Below are 16878 nucleotides of genomic sequence, written 5' to 3' on the forward strand. Positions count from 1 at the left end.
CTCAGGGCACGCCGGGGCCAGCCAGCGCACGAACGGTCACTGGTAAGGGGAGGGTAGGGAGCCGGAAGTGAGTCGCTGTGACTAGGGCAGGCTCATAGTCATCGTGGTGGTGCAGCCCGCCGAGCTTGGGAAGAGCAGCAGGGGCCTATACACTGCCAGGCGGCCGGCCGGCTGCAGCTGGCCGTTGAAAAGCAGAACCCCATCCTTGGTCAGGGTCACCTGAAAATACCGGGCATTGGGTGGTATCAGGTCGTCTTGCCGCAGTTGGCGCAGCAGGGCGGCGCATTCGGGGGCCGGCTTGGTGGCCGAAAAATCCACCTGGTACGTCACCTCATTGCGGGTTCGATACGTGGTGGTTGCCGTCATGAGGTGGCCCGTTGCGGCCTCATACAGCCGTTGGTAGCGGGGCAGCAGCGCGGCCGGCTGCGGCTGGCTATTAACCAGCAACTGCTTGCTGGTTAATTCTATGTCATACGCATCGGTGGTGGGGAGCAGGCCATCGGCCAATAGCTGCTTTTGTATCATCAGTTGCAGGGCATCGTCCGACGCGGCCAGGGCCGGGCGGGCGGTGCGGGAAGCATTGAGGTGCGCGTACTTGGTGGTGGTGGCGGTGCGGGTGCGCGTGAGGTGGGGGCGGCGGGCGGCCTGGGCGCTGTGCAGCAGCCCGCCCAGCCCCAGGCTGAGCACCAGCAGCGCCAGCGTGGCCGGCCACAGGCCCGACGTAGCGGCGGGCCGCCCGTAGGCCAGGCGGCGCACCCGGCCCAGCAGCGAGCCGCGCGGCCCGCCGGCCGCCAGCGTGAGGCGGGGTAAGGGAGCCGCCCCGGCCGTTAGCGCGGCCAGCGCGGCCAGCGCGCGGGCCAGCTGGCGCGGGTTGCCGCCGAGCTGCGCGGCCAGGTCGTCGCAGCAGTTTTCACGCTCGGCGTGCAGCACGGCGGCCAGAAACCAGACCGCCGGATGGTAGAAAAATACCGTTTCGGCCAGCGTTTGTAGGAAGTTGAACAGGTAGTCGCGGCGCAGAATATGGGCCAGCTCGTGGGCCAGTATCATCTCCAGCTCGGCCGGGCGCAGGCCGCTCGCCACGCTCAGCGGCAGCAGAATAACGGGCGTGAAGTAGCCGATAACCAGCGGCGAGGGCACTAGCGCCGAGGCCCGCAGGGCCACCGGCCGGGCCAGCCCGGCGCGGGCCACCAGCCGCGCCAGGGCCTGCTGCCAGGCCTCGGGCACCGGGCTCACCCGGTGGCGCAGCCGCTGCACGTAGCTGAGGGCCAGCAACAAACGTCCCAGCATCAAGGTAAAGTCCAGCAGCCACAGTCCTACCCCCACCGCCAAGTGTTGCTCCAGATAAGTCAGCCCGCTGCGCCAGCCGGGCAGCGCGTGGGCCGCCGCCTGCTGCCGAAGCTTCAGCGCCGCGTAAGTTGGCTGCGACACGAAGTGCGCCGCGGTCGAAGCTGCCGGGGCCGGCGCTTGCTGGTAATAGTGAGCAAACGTGACGGCTGCCAGCCCCACCAGCGTGGCCAGCGCCACGGCAACCAGGCGGTAGCGCACCAGGGCCGCCTGCCCCCGCAGCAGCCCCCGCAGCAGGGCTACCCCCAGCCCCAGCCCGGTGCCCTGCCACAGCGAATGCAGCAGCGTGAAGCCCAGGGCCCGCAACAGGGCCGGGGCCAACAGGTGGTCAAGCGTGGGCATCGGCGTCGGCGGCTAAGTCCTCTTCATCCAGCTGCCGGAGCACCTCCCGAATCTGGTCCATTTCCTCCCGCGAGGTGCGGGGGCGGCCCAGCGCCCGCAGCACCAGCTTCAGGGCCGAGCCGCCGAAGGCGGCCTCCACGAAGCGGTCGAGCAGCTGGCCCTGGGTTTCCTCTTCGCGCACGGCCGGCCGGTAGATGTGCGGCTTGCTACCCTCGCGCAGCACCAGCCCTTTTTCCAGCATTAGTTGCAGCCACTTGAGGGTCGTGGTGTAGCCCACTTCCCGGCGGCGGTTCAGCTCGTCGTTCACGAAGCGAACCGTTTGGGGGCCGTGCTGCCAGAGTACTTGCAGAATCTCCAGTTCTGCCTCGGTGGGCTTGGTAAGAGGGTCGTCAGCCATAACAAAGAGTCATTACGAATTTATTCGTAATGCAAAGATAGTAGCTGATTTTAAACCAGCAAGGGTTATTACGAATAAATTCGTAATAACCCTTGCTGGTTTAAAATCAGGACTCACCCCCTAGGCTCGCGATGATGGACTACCAACTACCCATTGCCTCACGGCGACACGACGAGCGGTGCGCCGGGCAGCAGGCGCAGCGTGGTGTCGAGGCGCTGGGTGATGATGAGCTGGCGAAACTGCTTGCGTATGTCGGCCTGGGCCTGGCGCTGCTCCTGCTTTTGGAAAAGCTTGACGCGGTATTTGGTGTGGGGCGCGTCGCGGCTCAGGTTCACGTAGGTGAGCGGGGCGCGGCGGCGGCGCACGGGGTCGCCGGCCTGGATGCGGGCCACGCGCTTGTCGTTGTTGCCGGTGAGGGCGTGCAGCACGTTGAGGCCCACGTAGAGGTCGGCGCGGCCATCCAGGTCGTAGCGGCCGCTCACCTGCAGCTCGGTCAGGTTGCTGTTCAGGCGCAAATTCGGGATGAGCAGCTGACCCCGGCTCAGCACGAACTCGGTGCTGACGGGCTCGAAAAACAAGTGCCCGGTGCGTTTTTTGAAGAGTTTAAACGTTTCCTCCAGCATTTCCACGTTCACCAATTCCAACTCGCGCAGGTCGGCCTTGAGGTAGCCGTTGGTGTTGTCGAGATTGGGCAGAAACTTATCATCGAGGTCGGTGCGCAGGGCGGCGGCGCAGCGCAAAGTACCCTGAATGTTGCTGCGTTCCAGCACGTTGAGCTTCATGGCCGTGGCTGTGCCAAACAGCTCGGGCAGCTGAATGTCTTCGAGCAGCGCCTGCACCTGCAAGGGATGGTGCTGGCGGCCGGCGTTGGTGACGAGGTGCCCGCGCAGCGTGACGCGGCCGCCCAGCGTGTTCACGGTGCAGTCGTCGAGGATGGCCTCGCCCTCCTGCAAGCGCGTCTCCAGCCGAAACTGCGAGCCCTGCACGGCGGCGTAGCGCACCTGGTCGGCCTCCACGCGCAACAGCGCCGTGAAGCGGCCGCTCGTGAGCAGCGAGCCGGGCGCTGCGGGCGGCCCAACGCCGTTGCCCTGGCGGGCGGCGCGCCGGGCCGCCCGCAGCGTGCGCCGGGCGGCCGCGGCCGCCGAGTCGGTGCGGGGCGGGGCCACGCTGGCCAGCATCCGCAGCAGCTGCGGCACGTCGAGGGTGGGGTAGCGCAGGGAGAGGTTGGCATTGGCCTTCACAATGCGCAGGCCCTGCACCTCCGCCGTGGCCGAGCCGCTGCCTACCCCCCCCTGCGGCGCCATAAAGTAGAGGTAAGGCAGATTGAGCTGCGAGCCGTTTTTGTCGAAGCGCAGGCGCAGGTCGCGCACGTTGTCGCCGTTGGGCAGTATCAGGCGGTTGATTTCGTAGTTAATCTTGCCATTGGCGGCCAGCAGCAGCTCCCGAATGGCGGGGCTGCCCGGCGACTTGGCCGAGTGCCGCGGCGGCCGCGACAGCCGCTCCAGCAAGGCTTTGTAATTAAGTGTATCGAACCGAAAATCAAGGTTATACACCACCGGCACCACCCGGTTGGCCGAGTCGGTGGGCCACTGCGCCTCGCCGCGCACGCTCCCGTCCCAAAGCCTGCCCTGGATGCCGGTTAGCCGCACGCGCTCACCATCGTGGCGGATGCGCACGGCCAGCTCGCGCAGGGTGTCGGTGGCCAGCGCCAGCCGGCCGCAGCGCAGGGCCACGTCGAGGTGCATGCCGCTGGGAATGAGGTGGCTGCCCAGCGTGGTGGCAATGCGCCGCTTGGCTTCGAGCGAGCGCGGAGCGCGGTGACCGGGAGAGCGAGGGGGGGTAGGGCCAGCGGCCGGGGCCAGCAGCGGCGCGGGCTGCAACAGCTGCCGCAGGCTGCCCAGGTCCAGCTCATCCACCGCAAAGCTGCCCGCGATAGTGGTGGTCGGGTGCTGGCCCGTGAAATAATCGAGCAGATACGTGGTGGTGGCCGAGGCGCTGAACTTCATGCCCGCCAGCACCCCCGAGGCGTGAGAAAGGTGCCACACGCTGTCATTCAGGCCAATGCGCACGTTGAGATTGCGCAAGTCACCGGGATGGCCCACCCGCTCAAACACCGCGTTACGCAACGTAGCCACGCCGCGTATCGACATGTTGCGGCGAAAATCGCCCCGGTGGTGCGGCCCCATCGCGGGCAGCAGGCCCCGCAGGCGCACGTCGAGGTCGGCGGTGCCCCGCTGGGCGTGCCAGCGGCCGTGGGTGCCCAGCAGCGCGGCCAGAGCAGGCAGCTCGGTGCGCCCATGCAGCCGGCCCTGCACCACCGGCCGCCGAAAATCGCGCAGCAGAAAAGCCATGTCGAGCAGGCCCGACGGCGAGTAGATGCGGCACTGGCTCAGGTTGAAGGACATCGTCTGGGGCAGGTGGGCCGGGCCGTTGTCGTAGGTGCCCTGCAAATCCCAGCGGTCGATGCGCCGCGCCGAGTCGGGCCACTGAATGCGCGCGCTGCGCATCCCAAAGTGCAGCACCACGCGCGGCCGCACCTTAGGCCCGCTCAAGCCCGACATCAGGTACTCAATATGGGCTTTGCTGGGGCTGGTTGCCCCGGTGAGCATCGGGCGCAGCGAGGGGGGTAGGGCGGCGTGCAGCACATCCAGTAGCGGCTGATTGCCGGCAAAGCGCAGGTTAAGCACCGTGCCGGCGGGCGGGTCGCCGCCCACCGCCACCGCCGCCGTGTGCGTGCCGCTCACGTGAATCGTGTCGCCATTGAGCGTGGCGCGGGTGTTGAAAAACGTGCCCTGCCGCTGCCCAAAATCATAGCGGTAGTTGAGCCAGGCCTGCACCGGCTCATTGGTCAGCAGGTCGCCGCTGCGGTTGCGCAGCTGCACCAGCCGCCCCCCAAAGCGCCCCCGCACCGCCAGCACGCCCTGGTGCAGCGAAGCCGACACGCGGGCCTGGTAAATACGCCCCCGCAACACGCTGTGGGTAAAATCGTTGCGGGTAAAAATTCCAAAATTGTGAATGATAATGGAGTCCAGCGCCAGGTCAATAGTCGGCGGCGCGCTGTTGGCCGCGTGCTTTTTGCCGCGCAGGCCCCAGGTGCGGCCCAGCGAATCGACGCGCTGGCCAATGGCCACGTCGCGCAGCGTGAGGCGCGTCACCTCCACCCGGTGGTGCAGCAGCGCGCGCAGGTTCAGGCGCAGGTCGGCGCGGCCCAGGCGCAGCACGGGCAGCGTGCGGTGGTGCGAGCTGTCGCGCAGCGTAAGGTGCCCGAGCGAGGCCGTGAGGTGCGGAAAGTCGTGCCACACCGAAAATTCCACCTCAAACGGGTCCAGCACCAGCTCCGAGTTGCGGGTCAGCTGCTCGCGCACGAGTTGCTTCACGTAGGGCTGGGCATAGCGGCTATACACCAGCCAGCCCGCCAGCCCCAGGGCCAGCAGCAGAAGCAAAAAACCAACACCCAGCACGCGCCAGAGGGGAAACGACTTCATACGGCAAGCTACGGTAGCCGGGTTAATGTAGGCCCGCAACACCCGCCGCGGGCCGGGCGTTCGGCTGCCTACGTAGTTAAGTGCAATTTAGCCGCCAGCCACTTATTGCCAGAGCACTCACCCGTTACTAGAAACCCTAAACCCCATCTTTGCAGTTGTTATTGCTCGTTACGCTTCCGCTTTTTCCCGCTGCCCCATGAATCGTCGCGCCTCCATTACCGACCTGGCCAAAGCGTTGGGCTTGTCGCCTTCCACTATTTCGCGCGCCCTGGCCGACCACCACGACGTGAGCGCGGCCACCAAAGCGCGGGTGCGGGCGCTGGCCAAAGAGCTGCACTACCAGCCCAACCCACTGGCCGCCGGCCTGCGCCGCGGCCGCAGCAACACGCTGGGCGTCATCGTGCCGCACATCACGGGTTATTTTTTTCCCGAAGTCATCCACGGCATCGCCAGCGAGGCCAGCGCGGCGGGCTTCAACGTCATGATTTGCCAATCGAACGAAAACGCCGAGCAGGAAAAGCAGATTATCGAGCTGCTGATGGGCGCGCAGGTGGCCGGTATCCTGCTCTCGCTTTCCGATACGACCACTGATTTTGAGCACTTTGAGGCCGTGCGCCAGCAGGGCGTGCCACTCGTGTTTTTCGACCGCCTGGTGCAGGGATTTAAGGGCCAGCACGTAACGTCGGTCACGCTCAACGACTACCTTGGGGCCTACCAGGTCGTGGAGCACCTTATTGAGCAGGGCTGCCGCCGCATCGCGCATTTCACTGGTCCGCTGCACGTTAACATCCACCAAAACCGCCACCAGGGCTACCTCGACGCCCTGACCGCCCACGGCCTCGCGCCCGACCCGCGCCTCGTGGCCTTCTGCGAGCTGAGCCAGCAGGGCGGGGCCGCCGCCATGCGCGGCCTGCTACGCCTCTCGCCGGCCCGCCGCCCCGATGGCGTGTTTAGCTCCAACGACTTAGCCGCCGTAGGGGCCATGCAGGTGGCCAAGAAACTGGGTTTCCGGGTGCCCGAAGACGTAGCCATCGCTGGCTTCAGCAACGAGGTGTTTACCCAGCTCACCGAGCCCGCCCTTACCACCGTGGACCAGCGCTGCGAGCAAATGGGCCGCACCGCCGTGCAGCTGCTCCAAAAAATGCTCCCTACCCCCGACCACAAGGCCAGCACGCCCCGCGGCATCGTCCTCAAGCCTAAGCTAATAGTGCGGGATTCGTCGCAAAGAGGGGGGTAGGGAAATGACTATCTCTGCTACGCTCGTAAGGAAAAGTAGTTTTTTTCTAAGCCCTGCTTAAAAGCAGGCTCCAGATAAGGCAACTAAGCGAAGCCGGGCCGCCATATCTTTACTCAAACTCACCTCCTAGTATTATGCCTGCCCCCGCCCCCAGCCCCAAAAAGAAAGTGGCCCCCGCCAAAGGCGGCGCGGCCCCGAAGCCCGCGCCCAAAAAGCCAGAGAAAAAGTCTAATTTTATTCCTAATTTTCTGAAAGGAAAGCTCATTGTGCATCCCGATTTTTTTGACGAGCACGACCGCCCAAAGAACTGGCCGAGCGGCAAATGAGATACTTGCTCGATACGAATGCCTTTATAGTAGGTATTACCGATTTTGAGGCCCTGCGGCCGAGCTATCAGCAGGTGCTTACAGACGTTACGAATGAGTTGGTTATCAGCCCGGCTAGTATCTGGGAAATGGCAATTAAGGTAAGGCTGGGCAAGCTGGACCTGAGTGGCATATCGCTGGAAGATGCGACTGGTCGGCTCAGGGCGCAGCAGAAAATCGGGTTGCTGACCATTAAGCAAAGCCACTTATTACGCATCGCTACGCTGCCCAAAGTGAAAGACCACGGCGACCCGTTCGACTTGCTGATTATCGCGCAGGCCCTGACGGAAAATTTGCCGGTGCTCACGTCAGATGGTAAGTTTCACCTCTACGGCGTGGGCGTAGTGCAGTAGTCCATAGTTAAGCTGTTAGTGCCGTTCAACAAAAAAGCTAACGGCTTATAAAGCATCAGCTTAGCATCTTGGCAAAATTCACTTTGATTTTCAACTGAAAATCGGCGATAACCTTGAAAATCTCCTTCAGCGTTACGCGCTCTACTTTGGTTAAATTTTTGGGGTCCAGGTAATTATCGGGGGGTAGCTTGTCGTGCATCATCTGGGCGGCCTGCTTTTTCAGGCGCATCCCCATGAGGTAATAATATGATTGCAGCAGCTCCTGATATTCTTTTTCGGTGAAGACGCCGAGCTGGCGCAGGGCCGCCAGGCGCTGGCCGGTGTTGGTGGCAAATACGCGGTTTTTGAGCGCGAAAACCCGCACCGCATCCACGATGGGCGACATGATTTTCTTGAGGTTCACCACCTGCTGCTCGCCCACGGCGAAGGTGCGGATGTTGTTGAAAAACGTGAGCGGCGGCTCGTACTGCACGGCGTTGGTGGCCATGTAGTGCAGGAAGCGGTCGAGCGGCTTTTGCAACTCCGTATCCAGAAAATCGTGCAGCTCGTCCAGGATTCCGGCCTCGCCATACAGATAGCGGATGTCAAAAAAGGCGGCGAAGCGCATCACGTTTTCGGGGTTCGACTCGTGCAGCCACTCCGTGTAGTTGCGCTTCCAGTGCGAGAGCGAGTGGGTCCACTTGGGGTTTTTGGCCATGAAGCCGCCCTCGCAGAAGCTGAAGCCAATCTCGTTGAGGCGGTCCGATACTTCGGTGGCGAAGCGTAGGAAATAGTCGCGCACCAGCTCGCGCTGCTCGTTGGCCTTGTCTTCGTAAATAATGGCGTTGTCCTGGTCCGTGAGCAGGGTTTGCTCCTGCCTACCCTCCGAGCCGAGCACCATGAACACGAACCGCGCCGGCGGCGGCCCCAGCTCTTTTATCACGTCCTCAATGACTTTGAGGGCAATCGTATCGGCCACGGTCGTGATAACCTGGTTCACGATTTCGGATTTCACGCCGCGCTCCAGCAGCTGCGATACGATGTCGGGCACCTTCTGCCAGTTGCGCCGCAGCTCGCGCAACGACACGGCCTGCTTCACGCCCTGAATAAACAGAAACGGCGACTGCGCCACCTCGGCCAGCAGCTTATTGCGCGAGATAAAGCCCTGGTATTCGCCCGGTGCGCCTTCCACCAGCAGGTAGCGCGTCTTGGTCCGAAACATCAATAGCAGCGCTTCATAAATAAAGGCTTCGCTGCTCACCGAGCGGGTAGGGGCGTCGAGGTAGGTGCTGATGGGCAGGCGCGCATCGCCGAGGCTCGCCACCACTTTGTCGCGCAGGGTAATGTCGGTGACGTAGCCGGCTATTTTTTCGTCGTTTTCAGCGAGCACGAAGTAGCAGCTGGTACGCGCCTTGGCCATGAGCCGCGCCACCTCGTGGGTGGGGGTAGGGCCGGGGCAGGCCAGCACGGCGCGTAGCTCCACGCTGCCCATGCGGCGCGAGTACAGCTCATCGGCGGCAATGAAATTCTGGGCAGCCTGCGGGCCGGGGTGCACCAGCTCGGCGTACTCGGCATTGAGCATCAGTCGGCCGTAGCGGCTGGTGAAGTAGTGAAAAAACGCCTCGCAGCCCAGGCACAGGCCCCGAAAGCTGCTGCGGTGCAGGAAATAAACCCGCGTGCCGGCCCGCGCCTGCACCGTGCGCAAGGAGCGCTTTTTGTTAAGCAGCACCGACACGCCGCCGTAGCACGCGCCGGGGCCGTAGGTTTCGGGCAGCCGCCGCGCCTGCTGGCCATCGAAGAAAAACGTGTCGTAGCCACCCTCGATGATTAAATCCACGCCGCGCAGCTTGGTTTCGCCCTGCCGGTAGATGACGGCCTCGCGGGGGTGCGTCACCTCGTGCAGCAGCGCGGCCACCTCCTCCAGCACCTCGGGGGGTAGGAGGTTGAAGGGCTCAACGGTGCGTAGAAAAGCCAGGCGGTTTTCCATATTGAATAAATAAGCAGGAATTGGCGGCAAGTACGGGCGGGCGGCGCGAAGGAGAAGGGTAGGGGGTGGGGTGAGCCGGGGAGGGCGACCGGATAAGGCAACCTAAAAATCACCCCAACTGCCCAGAAAACGCTGCGAAAAGCCCATTGGCCCAAACTCCAGTCCGCTACCTTGTCTTCCAAATGAAAACCTTCCTATTCTTCCTAACCGCGCTGCTGGCCGGCTCCGCCCGCGCCCGCGCCCAAACGCCGGCCGACTCGTCGGTGCTGCGGCTCTGGCACCATCCCGACAAGCCCTTCAACGCCCCCGGCAACGGCAACCCGCTGCTGCCCGGCTACTACGCCGACCCGACCATCATTGAGGACAAAGGCACTTACTACCTCTACGCCACCAGCGACCTGACCGACTGGAACGGCATCAACCGGATGGCGGCCTGGACCTCCACCGATTTTGTAAATTGGCAGTGCCAGTACCTGAACTGGCCCACCAAGGCGCTGTGTACCAGCTCGACTTCGCAAACCGCCGGCGTGTGGGCCCCCAGCGTGGTGAAAGCGCCTAACGGCAAGTTCTACATGTACGTGTCCATCGGTGAGGAAATCTGGGTGGGCGTGGCCGACGCGCTGCTCGGCCCCTGGCGCAACGCCCGCCCCGATGGCGGGCCGCTCATTCGGCACAAGTCGTTTTTCTTCGTCGAAACCATTGATGCCGAGTGCTTTATTGATGACGATGGTCAGGCGTATCTCTACTGGGGCTCGTCGCATTCCGACTTCGATATTGAGGGCCGCTGCCTGGCCGTGAAGCTCAAGCCTGACATGATAACCTTCGACGGCGTGCCGCGCGACGTGACGCCGCCGCACTACTTTGAAGCGCCCTACCTGCACAAGCGCGACGGCCAATACTACTTTTCCTACTCCTGGGGCCACACCTGGGACAAGACCTACCAGGTGCGTTATTCCACCGGCCCTACCCCCTTCGGCCCCTGGACCGAGGGCCTGATGCGCCCCATCCTAGGCACCAACACCACCGACGCCACCATCTTCTCCACTGGCCACCACACCCTGCTGCACAAAGGCGCGGACATGTACATCATCTACCACCGCTTCAACACGGTGAACGAGTATAACATCTCCGCCAAGCTGCGCCAGGTTGCCGCCGATAAGCTCCTCTATAATCCCGACGGTTCCATTCAGCGCGTGGTGACTACGCACATTGGGGTAGGGGCCCTGGGGCCAGTGCCGCCGCGCAAAAACCTGGCCTACCGCGCCCCCACCACCAGTTCCGGCGACCTCGACCCCAAAACTAAGGCCAGCTACGCCACCGACGAAAACAACGGTACGCTCTGGATTAGCAAGCCCGGCCCCACCGCCTGGCTCACCGTGGACCTGGGCACCGCCAAGCCGGTGAAGGAAGTCGCCATCTACCCCGAATACCCGATTTATACGTATCAGTTTGAGGTACTTACCTCTAATGATAACCGCACCTGGACCCCGGCCGGCCGCCAACCCAGCACGCCGGCCCTGGCCTCACCGCTTACCGTGACGTTGCCTGCTACTAAGGCCCGGTACGTGCGCGTGCAGCTGACGCAGCGCACGGGCGGGCCGCGGGCGGGGGTGTGGGAGGTGAAGGTGTATTAGGGATGGTTTCGCCCTCCGCGGGTCACCTCACCCCCGGCCCCCTCTCCCGTGGAGAGGGGGAGCCGAACGATTCAGGTCCGCGCCGCCGCGGCTCCCCCTCTCCACGGGAGAGGGGGCCGGGGGGTGAGGTAAGCCGGTCGCGCCGCTACCGCCCTACCCCCCAATTCTGGTTCGGCTGCGGCCCCATTTGCAGCACTAGCTTCCCGCCCTTTACCAGGTCGGCGTGCGCCAGCAGCGGCCGGTCCAAAGGCTGCCCGTTGAGGGTAGCGGATTGAATATAAACGTTGGTTTCGGAGTTGTCTTTGGCCTCGATGGTGAAGGTGCGCCCACCGTAATATTTCTTATCAAGGTGCAGCACTACGCGGCTGAAGAGCGGGCTGCTGAGGTCATAGGTGGGGCGCACGGCGGTGCCACCGTCCATCTCGAAGAGGCCCATCGCCAGCAGCACGTAGAAGGAGGAAAGCTGGCCCTCGTCTTCCTCGCCTACCCAGCCGCTCAGGGGCGAGTTGTTGTAGAACTTGTGCAGCACGTAGCGGGTGTATTTCTGCGTGAGCCAGGGCTTGCCCGAGTAGTTGAACAGGAACGGGGCTTGCAAATTGGGCTGGTTGCTGAGGTCCACGTAGCCTTCGGCAAAGCCTTCTTCCAGCCGCTGGTTGAAACGCTCCGGCCCTACCATGCGTACCAGCTCGGGCACGTCCTGAGGCACGAAGAAGGAGTAAATCCAGGCCGTGCCCTCCATCCAGCCCGAGGAGTTCCAGTCGCCCACGGTGCCGAATTTGTGGTTATCAACCGGCGACACCCAGCTGCCGTCGCGTTTGCGGCGGCGCATGTAGCCGGTTTGCGGGTCAAACTGATTTTTATAAGACAGCGCCCGCTTGGCGAAATACGCCTGGTCGTCGGTTTTGCCCAGGGCCTGCGCAAACTGCCCGGCCACGTAGTCATCATAGGCATATTCGAGGGTGTTGGACGAGGCCCCGTCCTCATCGGGCACGTAGCCATAGTGCAGATACGGCCCCAGCTGGCGGTTGCCGGCGTAGCCCCCGCAGGGCATGTCCTGGCCGGGCGTGGTGAGGTCGTGCTTGGTGGCGGCCCAGGCTTTGTTCACGTCAAAATCCCGGATGCCTTTTTGGTAGCTACTTACTATCAGCGCCTTGTGGTGTTGCGCGCCCATCACGGGCGAGTATTCCAGGCCCACCGGCGCGTCGGGTATCCAGCCACCCGTGTCATAGAGCGCCAGAAAGGAATTGACCCAGGAGTTGGCCTTGGCGGGCGTGAGCAGCGTCATCAGCGGCGTCAGGTTCCACTGCGTGCCCCAGAACGAGTCGCTGCTGTAGGCGGCATCGGCGGGGGCGGTAAGCTGCTGGGTTTTCTCGCAGGCGTCGGTATACTGCCCGTTCACGTTGCTCATAATGGCGCGGCCGGTGTAGGCGCGGTAGAGGTTGGTGTAGAACGTCTCCTTGTGGGCTTCGCTCCAGCCCGTCACTTCCACCCGGCCCAATAGCTCGTTCCACTCGCGGCGGCCGGCGGCGGCCACGGCGTCGAAATTGAAGCCGTAGGACTTGATTTCGGTCTCCAGATTAAGCCGCGCCTGCGCCACGCTCACGAAGGAAATACCCGACTTCATCACCACCTGCTCGCCCGCCTTGGTATGAAACGAGAGCCACACGCCGCAGTCGTCTTTGCCCTCAAACTCCTTGATATTGTTGTGGATGGTGGCCGGGTTGCGAAACGCGGTGCCGTAGGTGGTAGCCGTGCCCGTGTAGGGCGGCGTCTGCCAGCTGCTGAGGCTGTCGGCGGCCTTGCTCAGCTGCGTCACGAAGTACACCGTGTACTGGTCGGGGTAGCCGCTCTTTTGTTGGATGGAGCCTTCTAATTCCGTGGGACTTACCTGACGCACCTGCACCTTCTGGATGGCCACCTGCTCCTCGGTCGGAAAGTCAAAATCGAACAGAATGCGGGCCGGGCCGCTGGTGTTTTCGTCGCCCTGGCGGTTGCCGGTTTCGGGGAAGGTGAAGCGCAGCCAGCCGGTGCGGGTGGTGGCCGTCAGCTCGGCTTTGGTGCGGGCGTCAATCAACTCCACGCCATAGTAGCCGGGCGCGGCGTGCTCGGTGCGCTTGTCGAAGCGCGAGCGGTAGCCGGCGGTCCACATCGTGCCGAAGGGGCCGTCGGGTTCGCCGAGGTAGGTTTTGGTCTGGTTGAGATTTTCCAGATGGCCGGTGGCGGGCATCACGCTCAGGCCGCTCAGGCCGAAGGCGTGCAGGTGGCTGAAGCCCGAAATGCTGCTCACCGTGTACTCGTAGCCGGCCGTCCACACCTGCCCCTGGTTGTTGGGGCTGAGCTTGACCATGCCAAACGGCACTGTCGGCCCCGGAAACAGCGCCCAGCGCGAGTTGGAAGTGCCCGTGAATACGTTGACGTAATCAACCGGCTGCTTGGCAGATGCCTTAGTGGCTGTTGCCGCCGGTCCCTTCCACCGCGCCTGGGCCGGAGCCAGCAGCGGTAGGGCCAGCAGAGCCAACAGGCAAGCGAGTAGTAGCCTGGGTGCATAATGCTGATGAACAGCAGTTTGGGTGTGAGAGGAGCAGTCCGGTGTAGTCATGGAAATAGGGCGTAGAGATAAGGGCAACCGGCCGGCTCAATTCATTCGCCAGGTTAAGGGGGGTAGGGCCGCCCTTGCTTTTTTGGTTGAAATACCAGAATTAGAGCAAAATAAACGATTATTTCAGTCAAATAAAAAATTATTTTGCTCACTTTAGTAGTAAACAAACATTTTTAACATCAATATTTGCGGTAGCTAGCCAATACGGCCTTGCCTTGATTCTATGCGTCGCTCGAATTACGATAAATACCCCTTCGTGTCGGTAGCCGCCGGGGCCGACGCTTGCCACCTCGGTTGGGCGGCCATCGGCGCGGTGTTGCGGGCGGCCCTACCCCCCTTCGGCCCGGCTGTGCTGGCCATCGAGTGCTACCCCGGCACCGACCTGGCGCGTCTGCGCCGGGAATTGAAGCCGGCCCTACCCCCCCAAGCCCACTGGGTGGTGGCCGAGTCGCTGTACCGCCCCCCGGCCGAGATTGACGCGATGGTAGCCGGCCCGCTCACCTACGACCCGGTATTTGGCCGGCTCAATGGGCTGATGGTGGCCAATTTTTTTGACCCCAATAAGCTGCAAGCGGCTCAGCAGCAGCTGCGCCAAGCCGATAGCGGCCTGATAGTAATTCTAGGGACTGGGGCCACGCTTATCTGCCCTACCCCCGACCTATTGGTGTATGCTGACCTAGCCCGCTGGGAAATCCAACTGCGGCAGCGACGCGGCGAAATCGCCAACCTAGGCAGCGAGAATTTCGCCGAAAAAGCTAGCCTGAAGTACAAGCGGGCCTTTTTCGTGGATTGGCGGGCCGCCGACCGGCTCAAGAAGCAAGCCCTGCCCCGCGCCGATTTTCTGCTCGATGCCCACGACCCCGCGCAACCCAAGCTCATTACCGGGGCCGACTTGCGGGCCGGGCTGGCGGCGACGGCGCGGCGGCCGTTTCGGGTGGTGCCGTTTTTCGACCCCGGCCCCTGGGGCGGGCAGTGGATGCGCGAGGTGTGCGACCTGCCCGCCGGCCCCGCCAACTACGCGTGGTGCTTCGACTGCGTGCCCGAGGAAAACAGCCTGCTGCTGGGTTTCGGCGCGGCGCGGGTCGAAATCCCGAGTATTGACCTCGTGTTTACCCACCCCCGCGAGCTGCTGGGCGAGGCCGTTCATGCCCGTTTCGGCACCGAGTTTCCCATCCGCTTCGACCTGCTCGACACCGTGGGCGGCGGCAACCTCTCGCTGCAAGTGCATCCGCTCACCGAGTACGCTTTCGACCACTTCGGCCTACCCTACACGCAGGATGAAAGCTATTATATGCTCGATGCCGAGCCGGACGCGATGGTGTATCTGGGTTTGCAGGAAGATGTTGATTATCAAGCCATGCTGGCTGATTTAGAACGGGCGCAGCAAGACCCCGCCCAGCCCTTCCCAGCCGAGCGCTACGCGCAGCAGTTTCCGGCCCGTAAGCACGACCACTTTCTGATTCCGGCCGGCACCATTCACTGTTCCGGGGCGGGAAGTATGGTGCTGGAAATTTCGGCTACCCCCTTCATTTTCACCTTCAAGCTCTGGGACTGGAACCGCCTGGGCCTGGACGGCCGGCCCCGGCCCATTCACCTGGCCCACGGGGCGGCCAATATTCAGCCCGAGCGCACCACCGCCTGGGTAGCGCGCCACCTGGTGAATGCGCTGGAGCCCGTGGCCCAGGGCGCGGGCTGGTGCGAGGAGCGCACCGGCCTGCACGAGCGCGAATTCATCGAAACGCGCCGCCACTGGTTCACCGGCCCCGTGCCGCACCACACGGGTGGCGGCGTCAACGTGCTCAACCTGGTGCAGGGCGCGGAAGCCGTAGTGGAAAGCCCGACCGGCGCGTTCGCGCCGTTCGTGGTGCATTATGCCGAAACGTTTATTGTGCCGGCCGTGGTCGGGGAGTATACTATTCGGCCTCATGGGCCGGCGGAGGGTAGGGAGTGCGCCACGCTGAAGGCGTATGTGCGGACGTGATGTTAGGGGTCGCCCTCCGCATTCACCTCACCCCCTAGCCCCCTCTCCCGTGGAGAGGGGGGACTAGCTCTAAATCTAACTACTAGCTCTAAAAATTTAAAAGCTAGTAGTTTAAAACTAAAAACTAGTTCCCCCTCTCCGCAGGAGAGGGGGCTAGGGGGTGAGGTGAACGCGGAGGGCGACTATGCAAAACGATTTAAATTAACCACTCATGAACAACCTCCTACCCCCCGAAAACCCCGCCGCCGCCCGCGCCCAAACCATCGTCGAAAAGCTGCTGCACACCGGTACCGTCACCGTGGATGAGCTGGCCGAGCAGTTCGACGTGTCGGTAGCCACCGTGCGGCGCGACTTGGTGGAATTGGAGCAGCGCGGCCGCCTGCGGCGCACCCACGGCGGGGCCGTGCCGATTGAGCCGCTGCTATACGAGCCGTTTCGCTACGACTCCAGCTTTCACGAGCAGATGGACCGCAACCTGGCCGAGAAGCGCCGCATCGGACTGGCCGCGGCGGCGCTTATTGAGCCCGGCGAAACCATCTCGCTCACCGCCGGCACCACCACCACGCAGGTAACCCGCAGCCTGCGGCCGGGGGCCAACGTGACGGTCGTAACCAATACCGTGAACGTGGCAATGGAGCTGAGCCAGCGCGACGACGTGCGGGTGTTCGTGGCCGGCGGCTTCCTCACCGGGGGCTGGTTTTCGCTGGTCGGCGCGGCCACCGCGCAGGCCCTGAGCCAGTTTTTCGTGGATAAAGTCTTCATCGGCGTCGATGGCATTGACGCGCAGAAGGGCCTGACCTCTCTGCACCCCGAAGAGGCGGCCGTCATTCAGGTGATGCTGCGGCAAGCCCGGCGGCGCATCGTGGTGGCCGACCACACCAAGCTCGGCACCGTAGCCACCGCCCTCATCTGCCCCACGGCCGAGGTCCATCAGCTCATCACCGACTCGGGCGCTACGGCGGCGCAGCTCGCGCCTTTTCGGGAAATGGGTATGGAGGTGCTGGTGGTTTGAGAGTATTTGATGGGGTTTCAAAGAATAAAAAAGGTCGTCATGCTGAGCGAAGCGGAGCGTAGTCGAAGCATCTCTACCGCATCGTTGAACGGCGTGGATAAAGCGGTAGAGATGCTTCAACTACGCTCCGCTTCGCTCAGCATGACAGCTCTTGTAAACGCTG

At 63.3% G+C, this 16878-nt stretch carries 11 protein-coding genes; 6 read left to right on the forward strand and 5 right to left on the reverse strand.

Translation table 11 applies throughout. The features are described from left to right. Positions 1 to 81: 81 nt before the first annotated feature. From A0257_20575 to A0257_20585, 3 genes are all read right to left on the reverse strand, one after another. The gene (locus A0257_20575; GenBank protein ID AMR29253.1) at positions 82 to 1686 is read right to left on the reverse strand and encodes a hypothetical protein; all 1605 of its coding nucleotides are present in this window, start codon (positions 1684 to 1686) and stop codon (positions 82 to 84) included. After that, a complete protein-coding gene (locus A0257_20580) occupies positions 1673 to 2083 on the reverse strand; it encodes a transcriptional regulator (protein AMR29254.1) in 411 nt (136 codons plus the stop codon). Before A0257_20580 ends, A0257_20575 begins: the two co-directional genes overlap by 14 nt. Positions 2084 to 2241: 158 nt before the next feature. Beyond that, positions 2242 to 5568 (reverse strand): hypothetical protein, encoded by a 3327-nt coding sequence (locus tag A0257_20585; GenBank protein AMR29255.1) that lies wholly within the window; start codon positions 5566 to 5568, stop codon positions 2242 to 2244. Positions 5569 to 5764: 196 nt separating this feature from the next. On the opposite strand from A0257_20585, the gene A0257_20590 reads away from it, so the two are divergent. From A0257_20590 to A0257_20600, 3 genes are all read left to right on the forward strand, one after another. Further along, positions 5765 to 6805 carry a hypothetical protein gene (locus A0257_20590; GenBank protein ID AMR29256.1) on the forward strand — a complete coding sequence of 347 codons (1041 nt, stop codon included), beginning with the start codon at positions 5765 to 5767 and terminating at the stop codon, positions 6803 to 6805. Between the two features lie 134 nt (positions 6806 to 6939). Beyond that, complete coding sequence (locus A0257_20595) at positions 6940 to 7131, forward strand: hypothetical protein (GenBank protein AMR29257.1); 192 nt, start codon at positions 6940 to 6942, stop codon at positions 7129 to 7131. A gap of 5 nt (positions 7132 to 7136) precedes the next feature. Then, positions 7137 to 7523, forward strand: coding sequence for a hypothetical protein (locus tag A0257_20600; GenBank protein AMR29258.1), 387 nt, complete (start codon positions 7137 to 7139; stop codon positions 7521 to 7523). A gap of 55 nt (positions 7524 to 7578) precedes the next feature. On the opposite strand, the gene A0257_20605 is transcribed toward A0257_20600, so the two are convergent. Then, the gene (locus A0257_20605; GenBank protein AMR29259.1) at positions 7579 to 9489 is read right to left on the reverse strand and encodes a signal transduction protein; all 1911 of its coding nucleotides are present in this window, start codon (positions 9487 to 9489) and stop codon (positions 7579 to 7581) included. A 182-nt stretch (positions 9490 to 9671) separates the two neighbouring features. On the opposite strand from A0257_20605, the gene A0257_20610 reads away from it, so the two are divergent. After that, positions 9672 to 11123 (forward strand): hypothetical protein, encoded by a 1452-nt coding sequence (locus A0257_20610; protein AMR29260.1) that lies wholly within the window; start codon positions 9672 to 9674, stop codon positions 11121 to 11123. Positions 11124 to 11268: 145 nt separating this feature from the next. Here the strand turns inward: A0257_20610 and A0257_20615 are convergent, their stop codons facing one another. Next, a complete protein-coding gene (locus A0257_20615; GenBank protein ID AMR29261.1) occupies positions 11269 to 13641 on the reverse strand; it encodes a hypothetical protein in 2373 nt (790 codons plus the stop codon). 304 nt (positions 13642 to 13945) lie between these two features. Between A0257_20615 and A0257_20620 the strand changes: the two genes are divergently transcribed. After that, on the forward strand, positions 13946 to 15703 hold the full coding sequence (locus A0257_20620; protein AMR29262.1) for a mannose-6-phosphate isomerase: 1758 nt from the start codon (positions 13946 to 13948) through the stop codon (positions 15701 to 15703). A 211-nt stretch (positions 15704 to 15914) separates the two neighbouring features. Next, on the forward strand, positions 15915 to 16715 hold the full coding sequence (locus A0257_20625; GenBank protein ID AMR29263.1) for a DeoR family transcriptional regulator: 801 nt from the start codon (positions 15915 to 15917) through the stop codon (positions 16713 to 16715). The last annotated feature ends 163 nt before the right edge of the window (positions 16716 to 16878 follow it).

The sequence above is a fragment of the Hymenobacter psoromatis genome, assembly GCA_001596155.1.
GTDB lineage: Bacteria > Bacteroidota > Bacteroidia > Cytophagales > Hymenobacteraceae > Hymenobacter.

Coding starts and splice junctions, on each gene's coding strand:
- A0257_20575 (AMR29253.1), bottom strand. CDS start 1,686: ATGCCCACGCTTGACCACCTGTTGGCCCCGGCCCTGTTGCGGGCCCTG.
- A0257_20580 (AMR29254.1), bottom strand. CDS start 2,083: ATGGCTGACGACCCTCTTACCAAGCCCACCGAGGCAGAACTGGAGATT.
- A0257_20585 (AMR29255.1), bottom strand. CDS start 5,568: ATGAAGTCGTTTCCCCTCTGGCGCGTGCTGGGTGTTGGTTTTTTGCTT.
- A0257_20590 (AMR29256.1), top strand. CDS start 5,765: ATGAATCGTCGCGCCTCCATTACCGACCTGGCCAAAGCGTTGGGCTTG.
- A0257_20595 (AMR29257.1), top strand. CDS start 6,940: ATGCCTGCCCCCGCCCCCAGCCCCAAAAAGAAAGTGGCCCCCGCCAAA.
- A0257_20605 (AMR29259.1), bottom strand. CDS start 9,489: ATGGAAAACCGCCTGGCTTTTCTACGCACCGTTGAGCCCTTCAACCTC.
- A0257_20610 (AMR29260.1), top strand. CDS start 9,672: ATGAAAACCTTCCTATTCTTCCTAACCGCGCTGCTGGCCGGCTCCGCC.
- A0257_20620 (AMR29262.1), top strand. CDS start 13,946: ATGCGTCGCTCGAATTACGATAAATACCCCTTCGTGTCGGTAGCCGCC.
- A0257_20625 (AMR29263.1), top strand. CDS start 15,915: ATGAACAACCTCCTACCCCCCGAAAACCCCGCCGCCGCCCGCGCCCAA.